12 protein-coding genes and 1 pseudogene are annotated in these 18,141 nt (G+C 65.6%); 6 read left to right on the top strand and 7 right to left on the bottom strand.

The window, feature by feature from the left end:
• Positions 1–185: 185 nt before the first annotated feature.
• The 3 genes and pseudogenes from KUG41_RS02980 to KUG41_RS02970 all read left to right on the top strand — a co-directional run.
• Positions 186–287: pseudogene (locus KUG41_RS02980) on the top strand (transposase); the annotation flags it as partial.
• A 362-nt stretch (positions 288–649) separates the two neighbouring features.
• Positions 650–2,512, top strand: a complete 1,863-nt coding sequence (locus KUG41_RS02975) for a mechanosensitive ion channel family protein (protein ID WP_216900856.1) — start codon at positions 650–652, stop codon at positions 2,510–2,512.
• Positions 2,513–2,951: 439 nt separating this feature from the next.
• Entirely contained in the window at positions 2,952–4,055 is a 1,104-nt protein-coding gene (locus KUG41_RS02970; protein ID WP_216900854.1) for a linear amide C-N hydrolase, read from the top strand.
• Positions 4,056–4,467: 412 nt separating this feature from the next.
• Here KUG41_RS02970 and KUG41_RS02965 read toward each other — a convergent pair whose 3' ends face one another.
• From KUG41_RS02965 to ndk, 3 genes are all read right to left on the bottom strand, one after another.
• The gene (locus KUG41_RS02965) at positions 4,468–6,309 is read right to left on the bottom strand and encodes an adenylate/guanylate cyclase domain-containing protein (protein ID WP_216900852.1); all 1,842 of its coding nucleotides are present in this window, start codon (positions 6,307–6,309) and stop codon (positions 4,468–4,470) included.
• Positions 6,309–6,938 (bottom strand): FecR domain-containing protein, encoded by a 630-nt coding sequence (locus tag KUG41_RS02960; RefSeq protein WP_371734007.1) that lies wholly within the window; start codon positions 6,936–6,938, stop codon positions 6,309–6,311. Before KUG41_RS02960 ends, KUG41_RS02965 begins: the two co-directional genes overlap by 1 nt.
• Before the next feature lie 136 nt (positions 6,939–7,074).
• Complete coding sequence (ndk, locus tag KUG41_RS02955) at positions 7,075–7,533, bottom strand: nucleoside-diphosphate kinase (RefSeq protein WP_216900850.1); 459 nt, start codon at positions 7,531–7,533, stop codon at positions 7,075–7,077.
• 127 nt (positions 7,534–7,660) lie between these two features.
• Between ndk and speA the strand changes: the two genes are divergently transcribed.
• Entirely contained in the window at positions 7,661–9,670 is a 2,010-nt protein-coding gene (gene speA, locus KUG41_RS02950; protein WP_216900848.1) for a biosynthetic arginine decarboxylase, read from the top strand.
• Here the strand turns inward: speA and KUG41_RS02945 are convergent.
• Positions 9,655–11,619 (bottom strand): adenylate/guanylate cyclase domain-containing protein, encoded by a 1,965-nt coding sequence (locus tag KUG41_RS02945; protein ID WP_254216757.1) that lies wholly within the window; start codon positions 11,617–11,619, stop codon positions 9,655–9,657. The two genes, speA and KUG41_RS02945, sit on opposite strands and share 16 nt — an antisense overlap.
• 810 nt (positions 11,620–12,429) lie before the next feature.
• Here KUG41_RS02945 and KUG41_RS02940 point away from each other — a divergent pair.
• Complete coding sequence (locus tag KUG41_RS02940; protein WP_216900846.1) at positions 12,430–13,500, top strand: glycosyltransferase family 4 protein; 1,071 nt, start codon at positions 12,430–12,432, stop codon at positions 13,498–13,500.
• Positions 13,501–13,504: 4 nt separating this feature from the next.
• On the top strand, positions 13,505–15,613 hold the full coding sequence (locus KUG41_RS02935) for a glycogen debranching N-terminal domain-containing protein (protein ID WP_254216756.1): 2,109 nt from the start codon (positions 13,505–13,507) through the stop codon (positions 15,611–15,613).
• 154 nt (positions 15,614–15,767) lie between these two features.
• Here KUG41_RS02935 and KUG41_RS02930 read toward each other — a convergent pair whose 3' ends face one another.
• The 3 genes from KUG41_RS02930 to KUG41_RS02920 all read right to left on the bottom strand — a co-directional run bounded on the left by KUG41_RS02930 (position 15,768) and on the right by KUG41_RS02920 (position 18,124).
• The gene (locus KUG41_RS02930; RefSeq protein ID WP_216900842.1) at positions 15,768–16,184 is read right to left on the bottom strand and encodes a divalent metal cation transporter; all 417 of its coding nucleotides are present in this window, start codon (positions 16,182–16,184) and stop codon (positions 15,768–15,770) included.
• 413 nt (positions 16,185–16,597) lie between these two features.
• On the bottom strand, positions 16,598–17,320 hold the full coding sequence (locus KUG41_RS02925; protein ID WP_216900840.1) for a FecR domain-containing protein: 723 nt from the start codon (positions 17,318–17,320) through the stop codon (positions 16,598–16,600).
• 99 nt (positions 17,321–17,419) lie between these two features.
• Positions 17,420–18,124: an SIMPL domain-containing protein gene (locus KUG41_RS02920; protein ID WP_216900838.1), complete on the bottom strand. Its 705-nt coding sequence runs from the start codon at positions 18,122–18,124 to the stop codon at positions 17,420–17,422.
• Positions 18,125–18,141: the final 17 nt, after the last annotated feature.

The following is an 18,141-nucleotide window of genomic DNA, read 5'->3' as shown; positions in this document are numbered from 1 at the left end:
GCAAGACTCCCGGCGGGAAAGCCACAAGGCTCACAGCAGAACCCACTCTGCTCTGGAGGGTCTTGGAGCGGCGGCTATTTCAGCAGCCTCCTAGGACTGGTGCTCAATCTTTGCCGCTTCCGATTTAGTTCGGGCTACCAAAGGCCGATCATCGAGCGGGATCCAGGAGACACCAGGCCCAGTGGCTGCAGGCCTCACTGCTTCAGGCGGTCTACGGGATTCGCTCCGAATGCTTGCTGCTGGAGGAGCTCCACGACAACCTGTTGTTCCGCTGGTTTGTAGGCTTGAGATAGGACTATCCGATCTGACCTCCCACCACGAAGGCAAGAAACGGGCCAAGGGTGATTTCCGCAATGGCAAACTCAGCGACAAGGCCCATCCGCTCAGAAAGGCAAGCCGCTGCGAAAGGGTGCCGCTTGCCATGGCAGGGATGGGCTGGTTTCTGCGCAAATGGAGTACGGCAGCAACCGCTGGCGCTGTCACACAACAATCGGCCACTTCAGCTCGAGCGACTGCGAACAACCGTTCATCGCTGTCCATACACTCGCCCAGACAGAGATGTGATCGCTTTCCACGCAGCCGAGTGAGCCACAGCATGTCTCCGATTGGGTCCGCACGAGCAAAGATTCTCCGGTCAGTTTCGTTCCTGTTGTCGTGGCTGATTGTCGTCAGCGTTCTACTGGCTGTGCAGCTGCCGGCCATAGCTCAATTCTTGCCTACAACGGGGCCTGCTGCCAATCGGGTTACTGAAAAAGCTTTTCTTCCGGTCTTTACACAAGGGAACATCCAGCTGTCCCCACTCTTCCTCGATGGACGAGTGATTGCAACGGTCTCCAGCTTTATTGATATCAAAGAAACTTCCCGCACTGTTGAGTCTGATCCCCCATTTACCGCCTCTCAACGCGGATTTGCCATCCATGCACGCCTGCAAAAGTATCTGACCTCTATGTCTGCATATTCGTCCAAGATGTCCACATGGACGAATGCCACCAGCATCGAAGAAAAGCAGCGCATTCTTGAGCAAGAACTCAGCACCGAAATCCGCAAGAATGGACGAGCGTATGAGGTTCTGATTGTATTTCCGAAGGGAGATCCGCCCGAATTACTTGGTACGGTTACACCGGCAGACGTGGAAAGAATTCGCCTGCTTAGTTCTGTCCCAGAAGAACTGGCCACTCGAACTGCACTCCATGCCAAGCGTGCACTTCTTGAGGCTTGGAAGCAACGTCAGATGCCATTCCTTCAAAGCTCAGTTAGGACTGGAATCATCGGACTTCTTGTGTTTGCGATAACCAGTGGCTTAACAGCACGAATCCAGAAGCGCCTTGAAGCCTCTTCGCAAGTACTTAGAAACCGCCTTCGAATTGCCAATTGCACGGATACCGAACCTGATACAAGCCACAGGACGACACAGTTCGATTCACATCATGCAAGACCACAGCCTGGCATCAGCCTAAGCCTGTCCCTTGGACAAAGACTGAGCATCGTTTCTTTCTATCGATCCTTTCTATTCTGGGGTCAGTTCCTGCTTTGGACCTGTGGCATCGCTTGGATTGCTGGGCTTTTCTACTGGAGTCGCCCATTCAGCAATTGGATCACAGGAGTATCCATTCGAGGCTATTTGATTACCGGAGATTCCTTCAATACCGCTGGCTGGCCTCCCTTGGATTGGTTGTTAAGTCTCGGTCGCGAAGCAACGATTGGAGCCCCATTGGTGATCTTATTTCTAGCTATGGCGACGAGAATCTCAATCAAGGCTGGCAATCTTGCTTGTGATCAGTATGTCAGTAGGTGGATACTCTTGCAGGAAGAGACGCGGGCGGGACTTCGAGCCCCCACCATTGCCCATTCCCTAAAGGCATGGATTCGGGTGGCGATCTATCTTCTGCTTGGGATCGTAATTTTTTATCAACTCAACCAACTCGGCGCTTTAACCCAGGCTGTTGCAATTCTGTTAGGTTTCCTCAGCTTTGCGCTTTCTCTTGCCTCTCAGAGCCTGCTCAAAGATTTGATTGGAGGTATGTTGATATTGATCGAAGATCAATATGCGGCTGGAGATGTTGTCATCATAGGCAACGAGAGTGGCATGGTCGAAGATATTGGCCTTCGGGTTACACATCTCAGAAACCTAGACGGTGAGCTCATCAGCATTCCGAATGGAACCATTGCCACGGTTCGCAATCTTTCCAGTAGTTGGTCAAGAGTTAACTATGCGGTCAAGGTTGACATCAGCTCTGACCTTGAGGCTGTAATCGCAACGATGGATTCGGTTGCTCAGCAGTTATACGGTGATCCTGCATGGTCCGAGCTTATTCTTGAGCCTCCAGAGGTTCTTGGTGTTGATGAGATCTCACATACGGGGGTGCTTATTCGCGTATTGATCAAGACCAAGCCCTTGCAACAATGGCTGGTTGCTCGTGAATATAGGCGTCGGCTAAAGTCTGCCTTTGATGCTGAGGGGATTTCAGTCGGAATTCCGAAGATGGGCTTGGTTGAGTCTGAAAAAGCTTGACACTCTCTCTGCGATCATCCTGTGCAGCCTCGCGAGAACTGGTATAGGACGTTGGGATCGCGTCAGGAGCCTCCTCATTGCTCTGACCGGAGTTGGATTGGGGCAGGGTTGCCCTTGGCAGCAGGGCCATACCGCTCCAGGCCAGGGATAGTGGAAAGCAGACGCGATGTTGGGTAGAGCGACGCACGCGTCTCTTGGCCTACCACTTGCTATGCCCGAGACGCCATCAGCGATGCCTGATTGATTTGGTGAGCGATGAGAGCACTTTTTGCAAACGCACATGTTGTCAGTCATGCATCTCAAGTCGTGCATCCGGCCTGGAATCCTCTGAAAAGAAGCGGCGCCAGCCCTCTGCTGCGTCGGCTGCAAAGGGATAGGGGCCAGATTTTAAGGATAAGATCGTTGATGATACGGGCGTCGGCCAAGCAAGGAGATCAGTATGTGCACCTCGCTTGTGTACCGCGACGAGGCCGGAAGGGCCTATTTCGGGCGAACACTCGAGCTGACGGTGAACCTGCCCTATCAGATCGCCTGGTTCCCCGCTGGTTACACGATGTGTTCGCAGATAGCGGATCACCCGCCCGTGGATTTCACGACCGGTTACGGAGTGCTCGCCATTACAATGCCGGAGCGAATCCCAACCAAGGATGATCCCATTCGTCCTGCGGATCTCAAGATTCTGGAGGGAATGAACGATCAAGGCCTCACCTTCAGTTTGCTGTCTTATCCGATGGCCGCCGGGGCAGAGGTACCTGGCCCGGGCGAGACTGCGGTTCTTTCGGCTTCCGATCTTGGGCTTTGGGCACTGGGTCAGTTTCGATCGGTTGCCGAAGTCAAAGCTGCCATCGCGACACAGCCGGTGAAGTTGGCGTCTCTTGCGATTCTGGGGGGCGTGGTGTCTCCCTTCCACTACTTGGTGAACGATGCCACCGGTGCCTCCTTCGTCATCGAGTTCCACAAGGGTGAGATCTCCTTCTATGACAATCCCGTGGGTGTGCTGACCAACGCTCCTCGCTTCGATTGGCATTTGACCAATCTTGACAACTACAGCTTCCTCAGCAACGTGGATCGGTCCACAGCTACCTTTGGCAACTACGTGGCAGCTCAGCCGGATTCGGGGATTGCGACCACGGGCTTGCCAGCCTCCAACACATCAGTGGGACGATTCGTGCGCGCAGCGTTCTATGCCCAATATGCCGAAAAGGCGACGACGCCGGACAAAGCCGTGACGACTCTCGCTCATATGATGAACAATTTCGACAGGCCGCGGGGGCTGACGATTGATTTACCGGAGAACGGGATCGGCCATCTTGAGGTGAAAGGTCTCGACGGGCTTGGCAGCGGCGCTGTCACCGAGTTCACTTGCTGGACAAGCCTCTCAGACTTGGACCGAAAGCTCTTCTTTCTTCGGGACTATGATTCTCACAACTATACTCGATTTGATCTCTCAGCGCTTGCCGGAGCCAGCAAGCCTCTGGCACTGCCGATGCATTGTTTCGGTGGTGATGCATTAGAAGGTACGACTGCACTGAAAGCGGCTTGAAGCCCGTGCCTGTTGTACCTCCTGTTTGCTTGTATCTCCATTAGCAGCATGAGGTCTGCACTCCGGTGCTTCGAGTGATCAAGAAGGAGGTCATCCCAACAGCAGATCCTTGCCTCAAGCCCAACTTGAGAAATCTCGACATCAAACATGATCTCAAGGGCTACAACTTCACAAGCCAGGCCAGCAACCTGAATCAAGCCAAGGTAGCCTCAGATAGCCTCAGAGATAGCGAAAACCTTCTTCAAATTACTGGTATCTGGATATTCTTACCGGGCCTATACTGGAGCTAACTGGCGTGTTTGTTTGGCAAGATGAGTCTTCAGTTCCTGCTGATCAAGGCTGGCTCTCTGCCCGGGCGAATGCAGCTTGCTGTTGAAGCCGGTGCCAAGCGAAGCCTGATCCCCAGCCCGGTTCAGGCTTCCCCAGGCGCCGCCGTCTCCAGCCCCCGCAGGGCGTACACCTCCAGGGGCTCCGGCCAGCCCTTGAGCGGATGGGGCCCCAGGGGCTCCACCAGCAGTTCCCCCGGCAGCAGGGCCAGCAGGTCGCCGCTGATCAGGATCGGGTGCTGGGGGAAGCGGCGGGTGAGCCCGGCCAGGCGGCTGGCCACATTGACGCTGGCGCCCACCACCGTGAACTCCAGCCGCCGGGAGGAGCCCAGGTTGCCGGCGATCACCTCGCCGAAATGGAGGCCGATGCCGTGGCGCAGGGGCGGCCGGCCCGCCGCGGCCAGCTCGCCGTTGAGACCCTCCAGCCGCTCCTGCATGGCCAGGGCGGCCCGTACCGCCGCGCGGGCCTCCTGGCGGTCGCCGCGGCTGCGGGGCACCCCGAACTCGGCCATCACCGCGTCGCCGATGAACTTGTCGAGCAGGCCCTCCTGCTCGAGCACCGCCGCGGCCGTCGCTTCGAAATAACGGTTCAGCAGGGCAAAGAGATCGGCCGGCTCCAGCACGGCGCTCAGGGGGGTGAACGCCACCAGGTCGCTGAACAGCACGGCACAGCGGGCCCGGCTGCCCACCGCCTGGTTCCAGATCGGCCCCGGGCTGCGCAGGATGTCGCGCAGCAGGGTGGGGGACACGCGCCGGCTCAGCACCTGATGCAGGTAGGCCCGCTCGCGGCTCTCCGCCAGGCCCTGCCCCACCGCCCGCGCCCCCCCGCCGGCCAGGGGCGCCAGCACCAGGGCCGCCAGGGGCAGGGTCAGCCGGGCGCCGATCCAGAGGCCCCAGCCGGCCAGCAGCACCCCGGCCACCAGCGCCAGCATGGTCTGAAGGGTGCGGCCGGCGCTGGCGGGACGCCGCAGCAACAGGCCCGCCGCCACCCCCCAGCCCAGCAGCAGCAGGCCATCACCCCAGAGGGGCAGGGGCCAGAGGCCCCGGTTCCCGAGCACATTGGCCACGGCCACCGCCTGGATCTCGGTGCCGCCCATGGGGCCGACGGGGGTTTCCTGCAGGTCCCCCAGGGCCGGGGCGGTGACCCCGATCAGCACCGTGCGGCCGCGCCAGGTGGAGGCGGGCCTCTCCAACACCTTCCAGGCGGGCACCTGGGCCATGGTGCCGGCCGGGCCGGGATAGTTCAGCCCCATCGGTGCCACCGGCGGCGGGGCCGGTCGCACCAGGAACGCCATCGGCCGGGGCAGGGGGGGCGGGAAATCCCCCAGCCGGGCCTGGAGCCAGTCCTGGCCCGGCACCGCCTCCACCACCCCCCGCGGCGACTGCAGCAGGGTGGTGAGGCCGGGGGCTGCGAAGCGATGGACCGGCAGCCGCAGCCGGCTCTGTTCCAGACCCCCCTGGTCCTTGACGCTGTAGCGGAGCGCCAGGTGCACCCGCTGCCGCCAGGGGGCGAGGGTGGCGGCGAAGGCCCGATCATCAGCGGGGCCGAAGCGGCTGGGCTGGGCGTACTCGATGTTGAACAGCACCCGCTCGGCGCCCCGCTCCAGCACCAGGGCCGCCAGCTGCGCCTGCAGGGCCCGGGGCCAGGGCCAGGGGCCCATCTGGCGCCACAGGGGAGAGGCCTGGCGTTCAGCCGGATCCAGCAGCTCCGCCAGCTCCAGGGAGTCGGCATCGATGGCCAGGATCACCGGATCGGCCGGGGCGGGCCGGGGGCCCCGCAGCAGGAAGAAGAGCTGCTGGAGCTGGTCGTCGAGCAGGCTGGGCCCCTGACCCAGGGGGGTGGCGGGCAGCCGATCGAGGCCGGCCAGCAGCGGCGCCGCCAGGGCCAGCCACCAGAGCCGCCGCCCCAGGCCGCCCCAGGAGGGCATCAGCGGGTGAGGCCGAGCTCGCGCTCGATCACCGGCAGGGTCTCCATGGGAGCCTCGAAGCCGTTCAGCAGGATGCTGGCCTGGCGGCGGCGGCGCACCTCATCGACGGACATCCGGCGGGGCCCCATCCAGCCCTGGGGGGTGGCCTCCAGGCACTGGCCACTGGTCAGCTGGTAGACGGTGCCGTCATCGGCCCGCACCTCCACCGGTCCTTCCCAGCTGAGGAACAGCACCTTGTCCGGTGTGTCCTCGATGAACACCGTGGTGCCCTGGATCGAGGCGGTGCCCACCCGGGTGCGGATCCGCAGCGGCGTGGCGCGCTTCGCCCCGGGGTTGATCCAGGCGATGATCTGGCCGCGCACCAGGTCGAACAGGGTCGGCTCGATCCGCAGCAGGGCGTCACCCCCCAGGCGGAAGCTGCGGCCATCGGCCAGCAGGATCTGGAGCCGGCCGGGCTTTTCGGTGCGCAGCACCGTGGCGGGACGCAGCACCTGGCCCACCCGGGCAGGGGTCTCCGCCGCCGCCGGCGGGGTGACATAGGCGGGCCGGGAGGGCACATCCACCACCCGGGGTACGGCCGGGGCCGCCACGGCCATGGGCAGCGGAACGCCTTGGGGCAGGACTGGCACCAAGGCGAGGGTGAGCAGCGTGCAGGCGACTCCCGCCCAGGGACCGGGGCCTGACCCTGGGCGGGAGTTGTTCAGCCTCCGGGAGATCCTTCGCTGCACGGTGCCGAGGAAACCGGAACTCTCCCAGGATGGTCGCTCAGGGTTCGACCCGCCACACCTGGTCGGCCGGCGTCCAGTCGCACAGTTCGGAGGGCTGGAACCAGAGGCCGATCTCGAACACGGCCGTCTCGGGCGCGTCGGAGCCATGGATCACGTTGCGGCCGATGTTCACCGCCAGGTCGCCGCGGATGGTGCCGGGCTCGGCCTCCAGGGGCTTGGTGGCGCCGATGAGCTTGCGGGCGGCGGCGATCACCCCGTCCCCTTCCCACACCATGGCCACCACCGGACCGCTGGTGATGAAGTCCACCAGGCCGGCGAAGAAGGGACGCTCCCGGTGCACGCCGTAATGGGTCTCGGCCAGCTCCCGGCTGGGCACGAGCTGCTTGAGACCCACCAGCTTGAAGCCCTTGGTTTCGAAGCGGCCGAGGATCTCGCCCACCAGGCCCCGCTGCACCCCGTCGGGCTTGATGGCGAGGAAGGTGCGTTCGGTGGCCATGGAAACGGGTCGGGGGATCGGGCCATCGTCTGCGCCGGCCCTCCCCCTTGGCAAGCAACCGCGCCACGCGGGCCCGCCAGGGCGGGCTGACTAGATTCCAGCGGCAGTGCAGAGCCGCCCGGGACCCATGGTGCTCGCCGATTCCCCCAGCGGCCCCGCGGCGGCCGCTTCCCCTGCTGGGAGCGAGGCCTGGAGCAGCGCCGACGGGGCCGCCCTGTATGGCCTCGACAGCTGGGGCGATCCCTACTTCAGCGCCGGGGCCCGCGGCCATGTGATGGTGCAGCCCCGCGGCGACCGCGGTGGCGCCCTCGATCTGGTGGAGCTGGTACGGGAGCTGCTGGGCCGGGATCTCTCCCTGCCGCTGCTGATCCGCTTCGACGACATCCTCGAGGACCGGCTCGAGCGGCTCCATGGCGCCTTCGAGCGGGCTATCGCCCAGTACGGCTACGACGGCCGTTACCAGGGCGTGTTCCCGGTCAAGTGCAACCAGCAGCGCCACGTGGTGGAGCAGCTGGTGGAGAGCGGCCGCCGCTGGCACTTCGGGCTGGAGGCGGGCAGCAAGGCCGAACTGCTGATCGCCCTCTCCCTGCTCGACGACCCGGAGGCCCTGCTGATCTGCAACGGCTACAAGGACCGGCGCTACATCGAGACGGCGATCCTGGCCCGGCGCCTGGGCCGCCAGCCGGTGGTGGTGATCGAGCAGCCCGACGAGGTGGCGCCGATCATCGCCGCCAGCAGCAGCCTCGGCGCCGCCCCCTTCATCGGCATCCGGGCCAAGCTCTCGGCCCGCAGCACCGGCCGCTGGGGCAGCTCGGTGGGGGAGCGGGCCAAGTTCGGCCTCTCGATCCCCGATCTGCTCACCACCGTGGAGCAACTGCGCCAGGCGGGCCTGCTGAGCGACCTGCGCCTGCTGCACTTCCACATCGGCAGCCAGATCAACGACATCGCCGTGCTCAAGGACGCCCTGCAGGAGGCGGGCCAGATCTATGCCGAGCTCACCCGCCTCGGTGCCCCCATGGGCTTCCTGGACGTCGGCGGCGGGCTGGGCATCGACTACGACGGCAGCCGCACCGCCAGCGCCGCTTCCACCAACTATTCCCTGCAGAACTACGCCAACGACGTCGTCGCCACGATCCGGGAGTGCTGCGAGCCCCACGGCATCCGGCCCCCCACCCTGGTGAGCGAGAGCGGCCGGGCTCTCGCCAGCCACTTCAGCGTGCTGGTGTTCGATGTGCTCGGGGCGAGTGGCCGCAGCGATGGCGTACCGCCGGCGGCGGATGGCGAGGCGCTGATCCTGCGCAACCTGCGGGACACCCATGCCGCCGTCGAGGCGGTCGCCGCGGCCACACTCAGCGATGGGGATGAACCGGACATGCGGGGGGTGGTGGAGCGGCTGCAGGAGGCCTGGAACGACGCCCTCAAGTTCAAGGAGGACGCCCTCAACGCCTTCCGGCTGGGCTACCTGAGCCTGCCGGAGCGGGCCACGGCCGAGCGGCTCACATGGGCCAGCTGCCAGGCGATCGCCCGCCAGCTCGACCAGCTCCCGCCCGGCACCGTTATCCCCCAGGAACTCCAGGCCCTGGCGGCGGCCCTGGCCGGCACCTACTACGCCAACCTGTCGGTGTTCCGTTCCGCCCCGGACACCTGGGCGATCGACCAGCTGTTCCCGGTGCTGCCGATCCACCGGCTCGACGAACGCCCCACCCGGCTGGGCAGCTTCGCCGACCTCACCTGCGATTCGGACGGCAAGATCGCCCGCTTCATCGATCGCGGCCAGGTGAAGCCCCTGCTGGAGCTCCACGGCCTGCGGCCCGGCGAGCCCTACTGGATCGGCCTGTTCCTGGGCGGCGCCTACCAGGAGGTGATGGGCAACCTGCACAACCTGTTCGGCAGCACCAACGCGGTGCACATCCGCCTCGCCGCCGGCGGCGGCTACCGCATCGACCACGTGGTGAAAGGCAACACCAACGCCGAGGTGCTCGAAGCCATGGAGCACGACCCTGACCTGTTGCTGGAACGGCTGCGCCAGGCCAGCGAGCAGGCCATCGGCCGGGGCGACCTGGCCATCAGCGATGCCCGCCGCCTGATGGCCCACCTGCGGGCCAGCCTGGAGCAGACCACCTACCTGGAAGCCTGAACCGGGGCCGTCTGGCCCCCAGCCTCGGCCGTAAACACCTCCACCTCCCCCAGGCTCTTGACCGCCTGGGGACCCAGGGAGGAGACCACAAGCCCCGGGTCGTCCCTCAGCAGAGCGGCGGTGGCGTGATCAAACAGCACCGCCGCCTCCACCTGGCGGGTCACCGACTCCAGGCGGGCGGCCAGGTTCACCGTGTCACCGATCACGGTGAACTCCATGCGCCTGGGGCTGCCGATCTGGCCCACCATCACCTGGCCGCTGGCCAGGCCCACGCCGTTGTCGAGGGTGGCGATGCCGCGCCGGGCCCAGTCGGCGTTGAGATCCGCCAGGGCCGCCCGCATGGCCATGGCGCAGCGCACCGCCTGGCCGGCCTCCGCCGCCACGCCGCGGCTCACGGGCGAACCGAACACGGCCATCACGGCGTCGCCGATGAACTTGTCGATGGTGCCGCCATGGGCCGTCACCACCTCCACCATGGCCCCCAGGTACTCGTTGAGCTGGTGCACGTGCAGCTCGCTCTCCCCGGACGCGCTGCGTTGCTGGGTGAGGGTGGTGAAGCCCTTGAGGTCGGTCATCAGCACGGTCACCTCCAGCAGCCGTCCCCGCAGGATCCCCTGGGCCGATTCCGGGTCGGAAAGGATCTCCGCCACCACGCCAGGGGCCACGTAGCGCTCGAAGGTGCGCCGCAGCCGGCGCCGTTCCTGGCCCTCGCGCACGTAGGCATCGCCGCCGTAGAGCAGACCGAGCAGCACCAGCCCCGTGAGGGGGGTGAGCAGGGGCAGCCAGCGGTGGGCGGCCTGGAGCGCCACCATCCCCGCCCCGAACTGGAGGGCCAGGGCCAGCACCACCAGCCCCAGCCGCCAGCGCAGGGCCGGGCGCAGCCGGGCCCCCGCCAGCACCAGCAGCAGCGGCGTCAGGGCCAGCAGGGCCCGGGACACGCCCTCCTGGGGCCAGGGCTGCAACCCATCGCCCACCAGGGAGTTGGCGGTGGCGGTGCCCAGCACCTCCAGCCCCGACAGGGCGCCGAACGGGGTGGGGTAGCCGTCGGTGCCCTCGGCCACCACCGGACCCACCAGCACCACAGCCCCGGCCAGCGCGGGCCTCAGGGGATGGCGGGCCCAGCGCTCGGGGTCAAGCACCTCCCAGGCAGGCAGTCGCTGCAGAGTTCCCTCGGGGCCATAGGGATTGAGAGCGCTGCCGGGGTCGTGCTGGCGGCTGCGGCGACCACCGAGGCGCAGCAGGGTGGAGGAGAGGGCGCTCTGGCCGAGGGCCCCCTGGGCCGGCAGGACGCCGCGGGCATAGGCCTCCGGGTGACGCAGGGGCTGGCCGGGGGTGCCGGCCAGGATGTTGGTGAGGCCCAGGGGACCGGCCCCGCCCAGGGCGGTCATGAACGCCTCGGGGCGTACCAGGGTGAGGGCCCCGGCCCCCTGGGTGTCGTTGGATTCGAGCATCTCCGCCGCCAGGGCGATGCGGCCCGGGTGACTCTGCAGAACGGTGGCGAAGGCGGCGTCATCCGCCGGTCCCTTGCCGCTGGGCCCCTCGAACACCACGTTGATGGCCACGGCGGCGGCGCCGGCCTGGAGGACTGCCTCCGCCACCTGGCCATAGGTGGCCCGGGGCCAGGGCAGGCTGCCCATCCCCTGGGCCCAGGCAGGGATCCGACGGCTGCCCTCGAACCAGTTCCCCTGCTGGAGCGTGGCATCGTCCACCGTCACCAGCACCAGCCCGGCCGGCGGCAGGCGGGCCCCCCGCAGCCGCACCAACTGGTCCTCCAGGCCCCGCTCGGCCACCCGCCAGCGCGGACCCGGCCAGCCGGCGGTGACGCCGACCCAGAGCAGCAGGGCACCGGTGAGCAGGGAAAGCGTTCGGGGACGCGCCATCTCGAAGGAGTCTCCCGGTGGCGCCGGTGGGAGCGCGAGCAGAACGCCATCATCGGTGAAGGAGGCCATGGGCACTCAAGCGGACGGCGCCAACCAGTCGCCGACCTCTGCTACCGGTCGACGACGGAGGTGCTGCGAAGCTGGAACACGGCAGCGGGCCCAGCGACACCCAAGGGAGAGGCCCACCGATCGGAATGCCGCTGAAGATGGGTGAGGGCCACGAGGTGCTGCACTCACCGCCACTGGGAACGCAGAAACGAGCGCTGAGCTGCGATGCACGTTCCGAAACCCCGGGCAGGCCGGCTGCTGACAGGCCTCACCAGGAATCATCAGCCGCTCAGGGGGTTGACTGCCGTGGGAGGGCTTCAACGCCTCGACCCAAGACCTGCAGCGAAGTTGCCACCGAAACGAGTGCGACACGTAGAGCCTTCATGTCAATTCTCATGGGTTTGTTGTGCAAGGTCTCAGGACAGAACGCACAGGAATTGAGGCGATGCGTCCCAGATTTTTTGCTCTGCAAGGATTGGGAGCTGGGGTGGATGTCATTTGGAGAGCCCAAGGCAGATCGGTGTGAGAGGAAAATTCATGATGGGCTGGATTGGCTGGCGTGGCATGGAGCGTTTTTGCTGAATCAGCTCAGCCGCTGTCCAGGCTTGGCGTTGCTTCCGCACCACGCCCCCTCAGGCACTTGCGGGGGGGAGCTACCTAAGCGATTGATCCCGATACTCCCCGCCCGAGAAGGTGCATCCCCATCCAGATCTCGCCGGATTGCCTCAGCACCCCTCGCCGGCCGCAGCAGATCTGCACCATCGCCAACCATCCACCGATTTCTGGATACCTTGTAAAGAGCAGAAGTAGAGGAGTCCAGAAGGTGAAGGCATGAGAATCGCGCAGATTTCAACACTCCACGAGAGGGTTCCGCCGATCGGCTATGGAGGAACTGAAAGGGTTGTTCACTATCTCACCGAAGAGCTGGTTCGGCGCGGCCATGAGGTTGTTCTCTTTGCAAGTGGTGACTCTCTGACCAGTGCCCACCTCTGCCCGTGCGTACCGGAGGCCTTGCGCAGAAGCGGCCAGGTGGTTGATTCCACCGTCCACAACGTGATCCAGCTGGATCATGTCGTGGCACAACACGATGACTTCGACATCCTCCATTTCCACAACGGCCACTTCCATTTTCCGCTGTCAAGCCTGCTCGGAGTGCCCCATCTGAGCACCGTGCACGGCCCCCTCCATGAGCCCGAGCAAAGAATGCTCTACGCCCACTTCCGCCAGGTACCTCTGGTATCGATCTCCGAAAGCCAGCGCCTACCCGTGCCAGGGGCCAACTGGCTGGGAACCGTTTACCATGGGCTGCCCAGTGATCTCTATCGCTATCAGCCAAACCCCAGTCCTTACCTGGCCTTCGTCGGCCGCATCTCCCCGGAGAAACGGCTGGATCGTGCCATCGCGATCGCCTCGGCCGTGGGACTGCCGCTGAAGGTGGCTGCCAAGATCGATCATGTCGATGTCCCCTATTTTCACGACCAGATCGAACCGCTTCTTCTGAACAATCCCTTGGTTGAATTCGTCGGTGAAGTGGATGACGTTGGCAAACAGGATCTGCTGGGACATGCACTCGCCCTGTTGTTCCCGATCGACTGGCCGGAACCCTTCGGACTGGTGATGATTGAGGCCAATGCCTGCGGCACCCCGGTGATCGCGTGGCGCAATGGTTCGACCCCTGAGGTCATCCGGGAGGGGGTCAACGGCTTCCTGGTGACGTCGATCGAAGAGGCAACCGCCGCGGTGCACCGACTGGAGCAGCTGGAGCGATCGCGGGTCCGCAGCCACTTCGAGGTGTGCTTCTCAGTCAGTCGCCAAGCCGAGGACTATGAACAGCTCTACCGGCATCTGATCCAGGCCCGTCGCTGCCAAAGCCCCGCCCACCGGTCTCCGGTGTATGCCTGATTCTTTGCCTTCCTTCGTACTCAAGAACGAGGAAACCTTCGCCATCCTGGATTCCCGTGGCGAGATCTGCCCGGACCGCCAGCAGGATGCCGGCATCTTCCACCGCGGCACCCGTCACGTCAGCCGTCTGCAGGCGCTGCTGTGGGAGCGACCGCCACTGGTGCTGAGCGCCACCGAGCGTGGGGCGGTGGGAGTGCTCGTGAGCCATCTCAGCAACGACGATGGCGGTGCTGTCGGTGGATCGGCGGCCATGACGATCCATCTGGAGCGCAGCACCGTGCTGACCGCCACGGCCTGCCTGCAGCAGTTCTGCTTCACCAGCTACGAGGACCGGCCGGTCCAGATGCCGCTGACGCTGCGCCTGGATGCGGACTTCCGCGACATCTTTGAGGTCAGGGGATACCGCAGGTCAGAGCGCGGCCAGTGCGTACGTCGAGGCATTGACGGCACCCTGGAGCTCGTCTACAGGGGGCTGGATGGGGAAGACCGGGTGACGGTCCTGCGCCTGAGCGATCCGGTTCAGTACGTGAGTGAGGGACAGATCGGGCTGATCATGTCCCTGGAGCCCAGGCAGACCCGACGGCTCTTCCTGGTGCTGGACTTCCACCCCGTCTCCATGCCACTGGGCGCGGAGGAGCACTACACCGCTGCCATGGCCGCCACGGTCCAGCGGTTCCGGGACGCCCGGCGCAGCGCCGCTTCAGTGGTCAGCGACAACCCAGCCTTCAACAGCTGGTTGATGCGCTCCTTCTCGGACGTGCACCTGCTGGCCAGCCAGGTCGAGGATGGGCTCTACCCCTACGCCGGGGTTCCCTGGTTCAGCTGTCCGTTCGGCCGCGACGGTCTGATCACGGCGCGCCAGATGCTGATGGTGGAGCCACGGCTGGCGCGGGGCGTACTGGGATACCTGGCCAGCCACCAGGCCATGGTCGATGATCCCGCCCATGACGAGGAGCCAGGCAAGATCCTGCACGAATCAAGACTGGGCGAGATGGCGGCGCTCGGAGAAGTTCCCTTTTCCAGTTATTACGGTGCCGTCGACTCCACGCCACTGTTTCTGATGCTGGCGGGCGACTATCTCTGTCGCAGTGATGATCGAGACTTCATCGCCAGCCTGCTGCCTGAGCTTCAGGCGGCCATGGCCTGGATCCACAGGGCAGAAGCCTCCAGTGCCGATGGGTTTCTCCGGTACCTGCGGGTTGCTGAGAACGGCCTGCGCAATCAGGGCTGGAAGGATTCCGACGATTCCATCCACCACGCCGATGGCCGCTTGGCCGAGGGCTCGATCGCCCTCTGTGAAGTGCAGGCCTATGCCTATGGCGCGCGCCGATCGCTCGCCTCGATTCTTCACCACCTGGGCCGAAATGGTGAAGCCGAATCGCTGCTGGACGAGGCCGCCGCTCTCCAGAAGCGTTTCCACAAAGCCTTCTGGACGCCGGCGATCGATTCCTACGCCCTTGCCCTCGATGGCGAAGGCCGGGCCTGCCAGGTGCGGACATCCAATGCCGGACACTGCCTCTGGACCGGCATCGCCACCGCTCAGGCGGCATCTGCGATCGCCCGGCATCTGATGGCCCCCACCAGCTTCAACGGCTGGGGCATTCGAACACTGGATGAACGGGAGAGCCGCTACAACCCGATGAGCTATCACAACGGCTCCGTCTGGCCCCACGACAATGCCCTGATCGGCATGGGTCTGGCCCGCTATGGCCATCGCTCCGAAGCGCTGCAGATCCTGACCGGCCTGTTCGAAACCGCCTGTGCCGTGCCGATCTTCCAGTTACCGGAGCTGTTCTGCGGTTTCCCGCGCCGAGAGGAGGAAGGGCCCACCTACTACCCCGTGGCCTGCAGCCCCCAGGCCTGGGCCAGCGCCAGCGTGTTCGGCCTGCTGGAGGCGGTCACGGGCATGTCGATCGAGCGGGACCACGGCAGCGGCCGGGTGCAGGTGCGCCTGCGCAATCCCGGCCTGCCGAAGGGGCTCAACCTGCTGGACATCCATGGGCTGCGCCTGGGGGAGGAGGAGATCAACCTTCAGTTCCACCGCAGCGAGCACGATGTGGGCGTGCTGGTCCGCGGTCGCACGCTGGGGGTGGACGTACTGATCATGAAGTGAGTGGCCAGCCAGGGCTGCCGCGAGCACACCGTTGAGCACGGCGGAAAGCGAAGAGCCTCTTGACGGCGTTGAGACCGAGCGAATCCAGGGCCAGGCCCTGCAGGCATCGCCACGGCAACCAACCCCGGAGAAGCAGCTGGACAACTGCGGAGGGTTATCGAGGCGGCCGAGCCAGTGGAGGGCCTCCGCCACCGCTCAGGCCGCGGAACCGGCCAGAACGGGTACCCCCCAGCCTGCCGGTGGCGATGAAGCCGCCGACGCGGCGGTGGGCGTGCAGGGTGGCGGCGGTGGTGGTGAGAATGATGAAGGACAGCATCGCGTTCGAGAACAACATCCCGGTGAGGATGTCGGTGCACGCCACCCGCCGTTCCTGCTTCGTGGCGCCCTCGCGCTGACGCGCCGTTGACTTGCCGAGCGCGCGCTGTTCCTCCACCTCCTGGGAGGTCTGCCAGAAGACGAGGTAGGGCGAGGTCGTCGTGCCGAACAGGACCACGACAGTGGCCAGGAGGGCGCGGGAGCACTGCACCAGCGGTACGCCCATGGAGACGATCACCGCCTGCCAGTCAGGCACAGCACGAGGGTCAGCCATTGGAAGCTGCCGGCGATGCGCCGCCAGCACCACATCGGAGCGGGTCAGTCCCTCCGGATCGTGGGTGTAGGTGATGGCTTCCGCCTAACCCCATCCCAGCGGGACATCGGCATGGTGCCCCTGCTCCTCACGGATGGCTCCGGCATGGCGCACCCAGTGGCGGGCTGAGCTGACATCCGGGAACTTCCGGGCCTTGCACACAGGGTCCCCAGCGACCACCCCCCACCCGGGCAGTTCGCCCAGAAAGCCGTTGATCTCATGGGTGGGCCATACGGGGCCAACACCTTGGGCAGGGATGCAGCGTTCGTCCCGTCGCTCCAAGGTTCCAGTCCTTGTCACGGCCCCCCCGCCGGCCAAAAGCGTCCGACCCCTCGACCTCAGGCCCGATCCCCCGATCAGAAGAAGCGCGGCAGACCGAACGGCAGGGACGGCGCCGGGATCGGCACGGGGAGATTCACCCCCGGCACCTTGGAGCGGAGGTAGCCCTCCAGAGACCCATAGGCCGGCAGCGGCACCCGGAACCCCTGGAAGAGGGGGCCGCCGAGGATGCCGTTGTAGTCGCCCACCGTGAGCCCAAGAATCGCCATCACCACCCCCGCCGGCGAGAGCCGCAGCTTCTGGCCGGCCTCCACCGTGGTGGCGGGCTGACCGGTGGGCTCCCCATCGGCCAGCGGCTCGACCTCCACCGACCCTTCGAGCACGGAGATCTCCGACTCCCCTGCCTCGTTGATGTCGATCAGATAATTGGTGCCCCGCACACTCAGCCGTGCTGAGCGGGTGCAGCCGCTCTGCTTGCCCGACACCAGGATCTGGCCCTTCTCGATCAGGAAGCAGCCCTGACCCAGCTTCAGCTGGGAGAAGCGGTTGAGGCGGCCGGCGGCGCCGCTGTCGAAGCGGATCTGGCCCCGGCTGTTCTGGGTGCTGAGCTTCTGGGGGGCGTTGGCCTTCTCCTTCACCCGGGCGGTCCTGCCGTCGATGTAGAGCTCCTTGCCGTCGAGAATTTCCTGCACCACGGCGCTCTCGGACGCCCGCGCCGGCAGGGGCCCGGGAAGCGGACCGACGAGAAGCACCAGGATCGGCAGCACCGGCAGACCGGGCAGGCGGCGGCGGGGGAGCATGCGCGGAAGACTCCGGGACCGATTCGGGCCCATTCTGCTCAGCGTGACCGGAAACGCATCCGCACCGCCGAGAAACGCATCAAAAGGCCGTGGGATCCGTCAGCGGGCGCAGAACCGCACCAGCAGGCTGAGCCGATCCTTCGGCTGGGCCAGTTCGGCGGGATCAAAGGGCGGCGTGGCGTCCTCCGCCTTCGCCCGCATCAGCATCGGCCGCAGCTCATTGCCATCCAGCTGCACCTCCAGGGGGGCGAGCTGATTGAGCCCCACCGCAGCGGCCACCTCCCTGGCCTGGGCGAGGGCATCCTGGTAGGCGGCGCGCAGCAGCCCGCGCCGCACCGCGGCGTCCTGGGCCCGATCAGCTTCGGTGCCCACCGGTGCCAGCCGCACCCCCGCCAGGCCCCCCACCTGCCGGATCAGGGCCTGCAGGCGCTGGGGCATCAGCCGGCCACTGACCTGGAGGCTGGCCATCACCGCGGCCGGCCGGTTGCGGTCGGCGGGCCGCTGCCAGGTGCTCGGTGAGGTGACCCGCAGCTCTTCCACCTGCTGCCCCTGCAGGGCCGTGCGAACGGCGGCCAGGCGCTCCTGAAGCGTCTGGAGGGCAGCATCGGCCGTGGCCGCCTCCGCCTCCAGCGACAGGGAGAAGGCGAGCCGGCGGGTGGGGCGTTCCTGTTCGGCGCTGCCTCGGGCTTCCAGCAGGGTGCCGTCGCAGCGCAGCTGCACCTGGGCGGCGGCGGCCCCTGGCCAGGCACCGGTGGCCACCAGGGACAGAAGCACGGCCACGGGAGGCACGGAGAGTGGGCGCATCACAGGCGGAAGCGAGT

The organism is Synechococcus sp. CCY 9618 (assembly GCF_019038415.1).
Classification (GTDB): Bacteria; Cyanobacteriota; Cyanobacteriia; order PCC-6307; family Cyanobiaceae; genus Cyanobium.
The sequence above is the reverse complement of the archived record's forward strand: the minus strand, read 5'-3'. Positions and strand labels throughout refer to the sequence as shown.

Coding starts and splice junctions, on each gene's coding strand:
- KUG41_RS02970 (WP_216900854.1), top strand. CDS start 2,952: ATGTGCACCTCGCTTGTGTACCGCGACGAGGCCGGAAGGGCCTATTTC.
- KUG41_RS02965 (WP_216900852.1), bottom strand. CDS start 6,309: ATGCCCTCCTGGGGCGGCCTGGGGCGGCGGCTCTGGTGGCTGGCCCTG.
- ndk (WP_216900850.1), bottom strand. CDS start 7,533: ATGGCCACCGAACGCACCTTCCTCGCCATCAAGCCCGACGGGGTGCAG.
- speA (WP_216900848.1), top strand. CDS start 7,661: ATGGTGCTCGCCGATTCCCCCAGCGGCCCCGCGGCGGCCGCTTCCCCT.
- KUG41_RS02945 (WP_254216757.1), bottom strand. CDS start 11,619: ATGGCCTCCTTCACCGATGATGGCGTTCTGCTCGCGCTCCCACCGGCG.
- KUG41_RS02940 (WP_216900846.1), top strand. CDS start 12,430: ATGAGAATCGCGCAGATTTCAACACTCCACGAGAGGGTTCCGCCGATC.
- KUG41_RS02925 (WP_216900840.1), bottom strand. CDS start 17,320: ATGCTCCCCCGCCGCCGCCTGCCCGGTCTGCCGGTGCTGCCGATCCTG.
- KUG41_RS02920 (WP_216900838.1), bottom strand. CDS start 18,124: ATGCGCCCACTCTCCGTGCCTCCCGTGGCCGTGCTTCTGTCCCTGGTG.